Annotated in this window: 8 protein-coding genes; 6 read left to right on the forward strand and 2 right to left on the reverse strand. The window is 47.4% G+C overall.

The annotated features are described in order from the left end of the window. Positions 1-401 precede the first annotated feature (401 nt). The 3 genes from QZW47_RS14650 (at position 402) to QZW47_RS14660 (ending at position 4,140) form a co-directional block, all read left to right on the forward strand. Positions 402-1,595: an NAD(P)/FAD-dependent oxidoreductase gene (locus tag QZW47_RS14650; protein ID WP_293128174.1), complete on the forward strand. Its 1,194-nt coding sequence runs from the start codon at positions 402-404 to the stop codon at positions 1,593-1,595. Between the two features lie 451 nt (positions 1,596-2,046). After that, positions 2,047-2,766: an HAD-IA family hydrolase gene (locus tag QZW47_RS14655; protein WP_293128175.1), complete on the forward strand. Its 720-nt coding sequence runs from the start codon at positions 2,047-2,049 to the stop codon at positions 2,764-2,766. A gap of 597 nt (positions 2,767-3,363) precedes the next feature. Then, positions 3,364-4,140 (forward strand): ABC transporter permease, encoded by a 777-nt coding sequence (locus QZW47_RS14660; RefSeq protein ID WP_293128176.1) that lies wholly within the window; start codon positions 3,364-3,366, stop codon positions 4,138-4,140. A 293-nt stretch (positions 4,141-4,433) separates the two neighbouring features. On the opposite strand, the gene QZW47_RS14665 is transcribed toward QZW47_RS14660, so the two are convergent. Next, positions 4,434-5,894, reverse strand: coding sequence for a serine/threonine-protein kinase (locus tag QZW47_RS14665; protein ID WP_293128177.1), 1,461 nt, complete (start codon positions 5,892-5,894; stop codon positions 4,434-4,436). A gap of 359 nt (positions 5,895-6,253) precedes the next feature. Continuing rightward, positions 6,254-7,258, reverse strand: coding sequence for a LysR family transcriptional regulator (locus tag QZW47_RS14670; RefSeq protein ID WP_293128178.1), 1,005 nt, complete (start codon positions 7,256-7,258; stop codon positions 6,254-6,256). Between the two features lie 247 nt (positions 7,259-7,505). On the opposite strand from QZW47_RS14670, the gene QZW47_RS14675 reads away from it, so the two are divergent. The 3 genes from QZW47_RS14675 (at position 7,506) to QZW47_RS14685 (ending at position 11,117) form a co-directional block, all read left to right on the forward strand. Then, positions 7,506-8,219, forward strand: a complete 714-nt coding sequence (locus QZW47_RS14675) for an NnrU family protein (protein ID WP_293128179.1) — start codon at positions 7,506-7,508, stop codon at positions 8,217-8,219. A gap of 45 nt (positions 8,220-8,264) precedes the next feature. Then, a complete protein-coding gene (locus QZW47_RS14680; RefSeq protein WP_293128180.1) occupies positions 8,265-8,642 on the forward strand; it encodes a thioredoxin domain-containing protein in 378 nt (125 codons plus the stop codon). Positions 8,643-9,071: 429 nt separating this feature from the next. Continuing rightward, a complete protein-coding gene (locus tag QZW47_RS14685) occupies positions 9,072-11,117 on the forward strand; it encodes an NAD(P)H-quinone oxidoreductase subunit 5 (RefSeq protein ID WP_293128181.1) in 2,046 nt (681 codons plus the stop codon). The last annotated feature ends 36 nt before the right edge of the window (positions 11,118-11,153 follow it).

The following is an 11,153-nucleotide window of genomic DNA, read 5'->3' on the forward strand; positions in this document are numbered from 1 at the left end:
CTGCCATCTTGTGTACCAATCTGATACACTAATTGTAGTGGAAAAGGTAATCAACCACGCTAAAAACCTTGTCGTCGAAAGACACGCTGCACCTTGACAATTGAATCTATGCGGTTCTACTGCATTGTTCTAGATTCCACCTCGCAGTAGGTAAAAGATTCAGAGGAACTAGACGAACAGTTTTTGAAACGATATGTTTCAAATCAAAAAAGAACTTGGAACAATCCAACTAGGGTAGGGCATACCCGAAGTCGCTTGGGGAGAGTCCCACCTCTGGGCTAGACACTGCAAGGTATCTGGTTTAAGTGGTCTCGGTGAGCCAAGAATCCTCGCGCCTTTAGGAGGAGGAGTGTCAAAATAAGATAAGTTGCCTTGCTATCGATCGCCCTCACACAAAAACCATGACTCAACAACAACCCCGGATTTGCATTCTCGGCGGAGGCTTCGGCGGACTCTACACAGCCCTGCGCCTGAGTCAGTTACCCTTCTCCAAAGCCGAAAAACCCGAAATAGTCCTAGTCGATCGGCGCGATCGCTTTTTGTTCGTTCCCCTGCTGTACGAACTCCTGACTGGCGAACTCCAAACCTGGGAAATCGCCCCGCCGTTTGCCGAACTCCTAGAAAACACAGGCGTGCGCTTTTGTCAAGGCACTGTCTCCGGCATCGACGTAGAGTCGAAGCGAGTGCAATTGCACGACGGGCCAGAAATTCCGTGCGATCGCCTAGTTTTAGCTTTAGGTGGCGAAACTCCCCTAGATATGGTCAAAGGAGCCGTTGAATACGCTTACTCGTTCCGCAGCCTAGACGACGCCTACCGCTTAGAAGAAAGACTGCGGTTTCTCGAAGCTAGCAACCCCGACAAAATTCGGATTGCGATCGTCGGAGCCGGTTACTCGGGAGTAGAATTAGCTTGTAAATTAGCCGATCGACTCGGAGAAAAAGGTCGCGTCCGATTAGTCGAGCAAGGCGACACGATTTTGCGGACATCACCCGAGTTTAACCGCGAAGCCGCCAACAAAGCACTAGAACAACGCAAAGTCTGGATCGACTTAGAAACAGCAGTAGAGGCGATCGAATCCGACACCATATCCTTACTTTACAAAGGACAATTAGACGTTCTCCCCGTAGACATAGTATTGTGGACAGTAGGAACCCAAGTCAGTCAAGCAGTGCGATCGCTCCCCCTCAAACAAAACCACCGCGGTCAACTAATAGTTAACTCCCAGATGCAAATTATCGACCATCCAGACATATTTGCCTTGGGAGACTTAGCCGAATGTCACGACGCCACAGGTCAAAAAGTCCCATCCACAGCTCAAACAGCCTTCCAGCAAGCAGACTACACCGCCTGGAATATTTGGGCATCCCTGAGCGATCGACCATTACTACCTTTCCGGTACCAGCCGCTAGGAGAAATGATGACATTAGGAATTGACAACGCCACCCTCACAGGTTTAGGAATCAAACTCGACGGACAACTAGCACACATTGCTCGTCGCCTAGCCTATCTCTATCGAATGCCAACATTTGACCACCAACTAAAAGTTGGTTTCAATTGGATTAGTAAGCCAATTCAAGAACTACTGAAAAAGTAATAGATCAGAAGGCGAATAGAATTCGCGTGTATACAAACAATGTCCGCCTCCGCGGATTAAAAAAAATAACTTAATTCCATTCGCCCGGTCTTCTTCTTCTTCTTCTTCTTCTTCAACCTGCGGAGGCAGGTTTTGTTTGTGTAGACGCGAATTCCATTCGCCCGGTCTTCTGGTTAATCCTATTACGTTACACAGGTTTTGTTTGTGTACACGCGAATTCCATTCGCCCGGTCTTCTTCTTCTTCTTCTTCTTATTCTTCTTCTTCAACCTGCGGAGGCAGGTTTTGTTGGTGTAGACGCGAATTCCATTCGCCCGGTCTTTTGGTTAATCCTATTACGTTACACAGGTTTTGTTGGTGTAGACGCGAATTCCATTCGCCCGGTCTTTTGGTTAATCCTATTACGTTACATCCCGTACATTGCTCGTTGCCGAACTTCCTTCTTCCAACTAATGACAAAAATTATCTTTTTAGATGCCGCTGGTACACTCTTTGACGTGCGCGGCAGCGTCGGCGAAGTCTACGGACAACTAGCCCAAAAATTCGGAGTAACAGTTAATAGTGAAGAGTTAAATGCAGCATTTTACCAAAGCTTCGCCTCAGCAACTCCGATGACATTTCCAGGAATAGAAGCAGCAAAAATTACCCAGCTAGAATTTGAGTGGTGGCTAGAAGTTTCTGCAAAATCATTCCAAATAGCAGGCATTCTCCATCAATTTTCAGACTTTCCCAAATTTTTTGCCAAACTCTACGATCATTTTGCCACCGCCGAACCTTGGTTCGTCTATCCCGACGTATTCCCAGCATTAAATAAGTGGCAAAAACAAGGAATTGAATTAGCAGTAGTCTCAAATTTCGATTCGCGACTTTATCCAGTATTAAAAGCCCTCAACTTAGCAGAATATTTCAGATCAGTGACAATTTCCACCGAAGTAGGTGCCGCCAAACCCCAGCCGGAAATTTTCACCGCAGCGCTGCAAAAACACAACTGCACAGCCGAGAATGTCTTGCATATCGGCGATAGCTTCAAAGCAGATTATTGCGGTGCTAAATCCGCAGGCTTAAAAGCAATTTGGTTGAACCGACAACAGGAAAAAGTAGAGTCAGGTAAATTGCCTTTAACTGAAACCAAATTAGAACAGTGCAGCAGCCTTGATTATTTAACCTTTTAATCTGATAATGAGCAAGATGTAATATCATGTCCGGTCAATTACCCGCCAAAGGTTCGTAATGAGGACTTTAGTCCTTCTTATTCTGCGGACTAAAGTCCTCACTACAAACCAATATTACTATGGTCTTTCGAGCGAAAAGGTTCGTAGTGAGGACTTTAGTCCTTCTTATTCTGCGGACTAAAGTCCTCACTACAAACCAATGTTACTATGGTCTTTCGAGCGAAAAGGTTCGTAGTGAGGACTTTAGTCCTTCTTATTCTGCGGACTAAAGTCCTCACTACAAACCAATATTACTATGGTCTTTCGAGCGAAAAGGTTCGTAGTGAGGACTTTAGTCCTTCTTATTCTGCGGACTAAAGTCCTGAGGACTTTAGTCCTTCTTATTCTGCGGACTAAAGTCCTCACTACAAACCAATATTACTATGGTCTTTCGAGCGAAAAGGTTCGTAGTGAGGACTTTAGTCCTTCTTATTCTGCGGACTAAAGTCCTCACTACAAACCAATGTTACTATGGTCTTTCGAGCGGACATGATATAATATTTAGTCCCGTTAATTGACAGGACTTGATATCAAGTATGCAAATCACCTCGCCCAACCATGAAAAAAACCTCAATTCAAACTATACTAACAGACACAATCACCGTATTTTGGGGAGAATGGCTAGATTTGCGAGTCCGAATCTTGCCCATTGTCGCCGCTGGTTTAACATCGCCATTAATTTACATTCTAGCTTTTGGTTTTGGTTTGGGTTCTTCCATGTCTAAACCTGCAATTGGCGGCAATTATCTAGAATTTATGCTGCCGGGAATGGTTGCGCTTTCATCGATGACAGTCAGTTTTACTGGCGCAGTATTTTCTATTTGTGGCGAACGACTTTATAGTAAAACATTTGAGGAATTGCTGCTGATGCCGGTACACCCGTTAGCTTTGCACGCTGGTAAAATGCTAGCGGGAATATTGCGGGGACTACTAACTTCGGTTTCGGTGATTTTAGTTGCAGTTTTGTTTACTCAAAAGCTGGTATTTCTGCATCCGCTATTTTTGTTAGTGATTGTTCTCAATTCCGCTGTGTTTGCGGGGATGGGAGTGATAGTTGGTTTAAATGTAAAATCTCTCGAATCAGTTGGATTGTACAACAATTTTTTGATAACTCCGATGTCATTTTTAGGTGCGACATTTTTTGACCCTACGTCGCTACCGATCGCCCTCAAAGGCATAGTTTATCTGTTACCGCTGACTTATGCCAGCATTGGGTTGAGAGCGGCTGCTTACGATATCGCCAAGTTTCCTTGGTACAGCATACCTGTTTTGTTGGTGGCTGCGATCGCCTTTTCTGCGATCGGTGCCCGCCAGTTTTATACCCAACAAGACTGAAGTCAGTTGTCAGTTGTCAGTTGTCAATTGTCATTAGCCACAGTAGTCGTAGGGTGTGTCGCACGAGAAGAATCCCTAAATTTCACCCCATATCTCATAGCGACGCACCTTACATATTGGGTGGACAAAAAAACCTAAAAATTCTATTGCAGCAAACTTTTTTCTCCTAAATCATATCAGATAGATTCCGGTCAATCACTGGCGATTAAATTAGTAGAGTGAGGACTTTAGTCCTCGGAAAGAAGGACTAAAGTCCTCACTACAAACCAGGCCTCTCGAATTTAAAATAAGGCTTAAAAAATATTAGAAAGTAACTTATAGATCAAGCGAAATATCGCTGTTGCCCCGATCGCCCCCAACGCCGCCAACCATCCGACAAACAACACGCCTGCGATCGGAGAATTCGGATAAATCGTCACTGCGGTACGCAAAGCCGGGAAAAACCACAGCAAGGCCAAAGTACCCCCGCTAATAATCAGCATCTCAGTTTGTTCGATCGATCTGCGGTACTGGCCGAAAATCATCCCCCCGACAATCATCCCCAACAATCCGATGCTGACACTAGGAGACGGTAGCAAACTCGTCAGGGCGATCGCCAGCAACCCCCCTTCAAAACCCGTAAACGCAGCCCCACCCAAAACATCCCAAATTGAAAAAGCCTGTCTCGGCGCAGGTTGTAGGTTTCCCGGAGGAGCCGCCACCACAGGAGGCACAGGAGGCTGCTGAGTCGGTGGTGGTGGCTGAGTCTGTAGGGGAGGCGGAGTCGGTATTGTTGGAGGCTGCACGACCATCGTAGGCTGTTGAGAATTGTATTTCAGAGCCGCTTCTACCTCGGCGGCCGATTGATAGCGCTGGCTGGGAGCTGGTAACAACATTCGATCGAGAACTTCAGCCAAACGCGAACTTACCTGCACGCGCGATCGCCAATTCCACTCATTTTGATAACTATCAAACAACTCCGTCGGCTGCAAACCGCTGAGCAAAGTAATGCAAGTCACAGCCAAAGCATAAAAATCTGTTGCTGGATAAACTTCTTGTCCGCTCATTTGTTCTGGCGGAGCGTAACCCAAAGAATAAATACCAGTCGAAGCCTTAGAAGTGCCCGCAGTTTGCGTCACCTGTTTGACAGCCCCAAAATCTAATAAATAAAGCCGACCATTTTTACCCCGCATAATATTAGCAGGTTTAATATCCCGGTGAATCGAACCGCGAGAGTGGACAAAATCGAGAACTTTCAAAATTTCCCGCAGCACCTCCATCGTTTCAGATTCCGAAAACTTGCCTTTTATAGCAAGTTCCTCCTCCAAATTTTCACCATCAATAAATTCTTGAACCAGATAGAAAAACTGATCGTTTTTTTCCGGCTGCAAACTCGGAACAGTCAGCTCAAAAAACGCCAGCAAACTTGGAATTTGCGAATGTTCGTTTCCCAATTCTTCCAGCACCGCCGCTTCCCGTTCAAACAGAGTTTGAGCGATTTTTAGCTGTGCCGGAGTCAGATTGACCGACGGCTGCAAAAGTTTAGCAACGCACTGCCGCATCGCCGGAGTATAGCGGTCTCTGGCCAAAAATGCCGCCCCAAAACCGCCTTGACCCAACAACCTCACGGGCAAATAGCGACCGCTCAAAATTAGGGGCATTCCGCAGGTTTTGCAATACCTTTGCTGCACTGTTTTCAGCAGGGAACTGTCATCGAGGTCTGAAAAATAGTTTTGAGGGCGGGGGCAGCCCGGGCGGGTGCAGTAAACTTCCATTTTGGTTTGGTAATTGGGAATTTGTAATTTGGAATTGGAATTGGAAATTGGAATTGGGAATTGGGAATTGGGAATTTGTAATAGATAATTAGTAACTGGGATTGCTAGTTGCTAATGGTTTAATTCCTAATTCTGCGCGCTCAAACTTTCCTTTTATGCCAATTTCAGTTTATTTTACCCTCTTTAGCTAGTTTTGGTATTAGCTTTTGGCATCAAACAAGCCAATTACCGATTACCGATTACCGATTCCCCATTCCCAATTACCCATTCCCAACTTGCAAATTTTTCCCAGGGTTATCAAACCAGATTATAATGTCTCAACTAATGGCGAACTGAGCGCCTGCGGGCGATGTAACAGATTAACTTCCCGCAGAGTTGGGAGTTGCTATTTCTATGAGTCCTAAATCCAGGCCCGCAGGTTCTTTTTTCTCCGGGATGGCAGAATAAGTAGCAAAGGAAGGCAAAATTTCATTGCTGAAAGCCTCTGCTGCTTTAGAACGGTAGCGGTTGGGGTTGTAAATCAGCGATAAAATCCGAGTTACTAAAACTTCGTCCATCCGAGATTTGTGCAAAACGCCCATCATCAACTCTTTTTCGATCGCCGAAACCGACACAAAAGCAGCACCCAACCCAGACTGAACGGCATTTTTAATAGCTTCTATCGAGTTGAGCTCCATCTCGATTTTCAGGCGGCGGGTATCAATGCCGCAGCGAGTCAGTACCTGATCGATGACTTTGCGGATAGTAGACTGCGAATCCAAGGATATAAACTGCAATTTATAAAGGTCTTCTTTTTGAATGCTGTCTTGTTGTACCATCGGGTGAGAAGGCGGGAGAATTAGAGCCAGTTCGTCCTCAGCGTAAGGAACAATTACTAAAGCTTCTACAAGTTCGGTAGGGATTTCTCCGCCAACAATTGCTAAATCGATTTGCCCGTTGGCGACACTCCACGCCGTGCGCCTAGTCGAGTGCACGTGAAGCTGTACCGCCACATCCGGGTACTTTTGCCGAAACATCCCAATCATTCGCGGTAGCAAGTATGTCCCGGTTGTTTGAGAAGCGCCGACGATCAAAGTACCGCCTTGGAGATTTTGCAAGTCTTCGAGAGCTCGACAAGTTTCTTGACAAAGCGATAGAATTTTCTCGCCGTAACTCAGCAGCAGGTGTCCGGCTTCGGTCAGTTGAGCCCGCCGCCCCCCCCGATCGAACAGCGGCACGTCCAACTGTCTCTCTAGGTTTTGCACCTGCAAGCTAACTGCTGGCTGGGATACGTAGAGGCTGTCGGCGGCGCGTTTGAAGCTTCCTTCAGAGGCGATCGCCTTGAGAATGCGTAACTGGTCTAAAGTGAAAGGAAGGTCAGACATATATCTAAATTGTCAGTTGTCATTTGTCAGTTAACTGTTGACGGTTGACGGTTGACGGTTGACGGCAAACAGCAAACAGCGATCGATCGGCAAACAGTGAACAGTCAACAGCGAACAGCGAACAGTCAACAGTCAACAGCGAACAGCGAACAGCGAACAGTTAACTGACTGATAACCGCTGAATGCTCCTATAGATACTTTGTGACACAATTTGGCCACGAATCAATAACTTTTCTTAATATTTGCAATGACGATCGACTTAGCGCTTGACTCCCACTTAGTTATTCTCGGACTTTTATTTGGTTTTGCGATCGCCCACAGCGGTTTAGCAGCCCTGCGCCCGAAAGGTGAAAAGCTGATCGGGCCGAGACTTTACCGCGTTTTGTTTGCCCTTGTCAGTTTGCCGCTGGCGGTGATTTTGGTTGTCTACTTTTTCAACCACCGCTACGACGGCGTGCAGCTTTGGCAAGTACAGGGCGTGCCCGGAGTTAAACCAGTGGTTTGGATACTGTCGGCAATTTCCTTTCTGTTTCTGTACCCAGCAACCTTCAACCTTCTAGAAATTGCCGCCATCCAAAAGCCGGAAGTTCACCTCTACCAAGCCGGGATCATCCGCGTCACCCGTCACCCGCAAATGGTGGGACAGGTGATTTGGTGCGTGGCCCACACCCTCTGGATTGGCACTAGCTTTACCCTCGTCACTTCCATCGGTTTGATACTTCACCACCTATTCGGAGTGTGGCACGGCGACAGCCGGCTGCGGGCTCGTTTTGGCGAATCCTTTGAAACCATCAAATCTCAAACCTCAATTATTCCATTTTTGGCAATCCTGCAAAAGCGTCAAACCCTTGATTTGCTTGAGTTCCTGCGCCCTTCCTACCTAGGCGTAGTCATTTTTACAGGCCTGCTGTGGAAAATTCATCCTTTTCTGATGCGTGTCACTGCGAACATATACTGGTAGCATGATCCCTAGGATAGAAAAAAAATTATTAAATTTTGAGGGATCATGGTGTTGTCGGTTAGCGAACGCACTTTTGCACAAGAGGTATTTCAAGCCTCTACCCCCGTTTTAGTTCACTTTTGGGCACCTTGGTGCGGTTTGTGCCGCGCGCTCGACCCCACGCTTACGAATTTTGAGGCACAGTGGGCAGGAAAAGTCAAGCTCCTAGGGGTGAATGCCGATCAAAGTTTGAAGTTGGCAACGACTTACCGGCTGACAAGTCTGCCGACACTGATTTTGTTTGAGGGCGATCGAGTTCTATTTAGATTTGAAAATTATCAAGGACGCGAGGAACTGCGGCACACTCTGGATTCCTGGATGCTCGCAACTCAGAATTATCCCCGAACTCAACGCCTGCAACGGCAGGAAGCATTGAACAGGTAACATTTCAAAAGCATTGGGCTCTTGTTGAAAAAGCATTGGGAATTGCCAGTTTGTCGATCGGCCATCCCATCCAAAATAAATATCGCCGTCTTGGGATTTCAAGACGGCGATATTTGTCTATAGCGGTTCTCAAGCGTGGTGAGGATAGCCCTATGCCCTATGCCCTATGCCCTATGCCCCATGCCCTATGCCCTATGCCCTATGCCCCGGAGAGTACCTCATCTTTCTGAGACTCGGCTATATATATCTTTAGACATAGATTTAAAGCGAACTAGATCGATCGGGAAAATAGGCAGGAATTCTTAAGAATTGTCGATCGGCAATACTTAAGAATTGTAGGGAGTCTTACTGCCCAGTCGTGCAGGCTTGTGTCACAATTGTTTACAGTTTTCGCAATATCTAGTAGAAACTTTAAACTACCTATCAGTCATGGAACTGCTTTATCAATACGCTTGGCTGATTCCAGTCCTCCCACTGGCAGGCGCAATGCTAGTAGGTTTAGGCTTAATCACCTTTAACCAAGCAACCAACAAACTCCGACAAGCGAATGCGATTTTAATCCTTTCGACCCTCGGAGGAGCAACGGTAATGTCTTTCGCATTGCTGTGGAGTCAACTACAGGGCCACGAACCCTACACCCGAACCATTCAGTGGGCCTCTGCTGGGGACTTCTCGCTGAATATGGGCTATATCATCGACCCCCTCACGTCGGTAATGCTGGCGATCGTCACTACGGTCGCTTTTTTGGTGATGATTTACACCGACGGCTACATGGCACACGATGACGGGTACGTGCGATTTTACGCCTACCTGAGCATCTTCAGCGCCTCAATGCTAGGTCTAGTAATCAGCCCCAACATCGTTCAGATTTACATTTTCTGGGAACTGGTAGGTATGTGTTCGTACCTGCTAGTCGGCTTCTGGTACGATCGCAAACCCGCTGCTGACGCTTGCCAAAAAGCCTTCGTCACCAACCGCGTCGGCGACTTCGGCCTGTTGCTGGGCATCCTCGGCATTTACTGGGCCACCGGCAGCTTTGAATTTGAGGTGATGGGCGAACGCCTCCACTCTTTAGTCGAATCCGGCGCCCTTTCCGCCACTCTGGCGACAATCTTCGGCGTTTTGATATTTTTGGGCCCAGCAGCCAAATCGGCTCAGTTCCCCCTCCACGTCTGGCTCCCAGACGCCATGGAAGGCCCGACACCGATTTCTGCCTTAATCCACGCCGCCACGATGGTAGCCGCCGGCGTCTTTTTGATCGCTCGGATGTATCCAGTGTTTGAAGGCTTGCCAGTAGTCATGAATTTGATCGCCTGCACCGGCTGTTTTACAGCCTTCATGGGTGCTTCGATCGCAATTACCCAAAATGACATCAAAAAAGGCCTCGCCTACTCCACAATCTCCCAATTGGGCTACATGGTAATGGCAATGGGAGTCGGCGCCTACAGTGCCGGACTCTTCCACCTAATGACTCACGCTTACTTCAAAGCAATGCTGTTCCTGTGTTCGGGTTCAGTCATTCACGGCATGGAAGATGTCGTCGGGCACAACCCCGCCCTCGCTCAAGACATGAGAGTTATGGGTGGCTTGCGGAAATATATGCCGATTACCGCTACTTGCTTTTTAATCGGCAATTTAGCAATCTGCGGCATTCCGCCCTTTGCCGGTTTCTGGTCAAAAGACGAAATCCTCGCCCAAGCTTTTCAAGCAAATCCCGCTCTGTGGGCTGTGAGCTGGGTAACTGCGGGGATGACCGCGTTTTATATGTTTCGGATGTATTTCAGCACCTTTGAGGGCGAATTCCGGGGCAATAATAACGCCATCAAGCAACAACTCCTGCAACCGGGTCTAGTTTTCGGCCCCGGAGCGATGAACGTTAAGGAATTGGCACCAACTGGCGAAAGTCACGACGCACACGACCATTTTCCTCACGAATCTCCTCTGACAATGGCTCTACCGTTGGTATTGCTGGCTGTACCTTCTGTGTTTATCGGTTTTCTCGGTACGCCGTTTGCCAATTATTTCGAGCAGTTTGTCCGCGCGCCAGGGGAGTCTCTGGAAGAAGTTTTGGAACACGCCGCTAAGTTTGATTTGACGGAATTTCTAATCATGGGCGGCAGTTCTGTCGGTATTGCTTTGCTGGGCATTACCTTGGCTTCTCTGATGTATTTGAGCCGGAAAATTGATGCCGGTGCGATCGCCCAAAAAATCAAACCGCTCTATGAATTCTCCCTCAACAAGTGGTATCTCGACGATATCAACGAAGTTCTCTTCGTCAGAGGCAGCCGTCGTTTAGCGCGGCAAGTCATGGAAGTGGATTTGCGAGTTGTCGATGGTTTGGTCAACTTGACAGGGTTTCTCACCCTGGTAACAGGCGAAGCTTTGAAATACTTTGAAAACGGCCGCGCTCAATTTTATGCCCTGATTGTGTTTGTGGCAGTGTTGGGTTTTGCGATCGTTTCTGGAGTTGGTTAAATCGATCGGGACACGGCATTCCCGTGTCCTCCATTT

The organism is Microcoleus sp. bin38.metabat.b11b12b14.051, assembly GCF_013299165.1.
GTDB lineage: Bacteria > Cyanobacteriota > Cyanobacteriia > Cyanobacteriales > Microcoleaceae > Microcoleus.

Coding starts and splice junctions, on each gene's coding strand:
- QZW47_RS14650 (WP_293128174.1), top strand. CDS start 402: ATGACTCAACAACAACCCCGGATTTGCATTCTCGGCGGAGGCTTCGGC.
- QZW47_RS14655 (WP_293128175.1), top strand. CDS start 2,047: ATGACAAAAATTATCTTTTTAGATGCCGCTGGTACACTCTTTGACGTG.
- QZW47_RS14660 (WP_293128176.1), top strand. CDS start 3,364: ATGAAAAAAACCTCAATTCAAACTATACTAACAGACACAATCACCGTA.
- QZW47_RS14665 (WP_293128177.1), bottom strand. CDS start 5,894: ATGGAAGTTTACTGCACCCGCCCGGGCTGCCCCCGCCCTCAAAACTAT.
- QZW47_RS14670 (WP_293128178.1), bottom strand. CDS start 7,258: ATGTCTGACCTTCCTTTCACTTTAGACCAGTTACGCATTCTCAAGGCG.
- QZW47_RS14675 (WP_293128179.1), top strand. CDS start 7,506: ATGACGATCGACTTAGCGCTTGACTCCCACTTAGTTATTCTCGGACTT.
- QZW47_RS14680 (WP_293128180.1), top strand. CDS start 8,265: ATGGTGTTGTCGGTTAGCGAACGCACTTTTGCACAAGAGGTATTTCAA.
- QZW47_RS14685 (WP_293128181.1), top strand. CDS start 9,072: ATGGAACTGCTTTATCAATACGCTTGGCTGATTCCAGTCCTCCCACTG.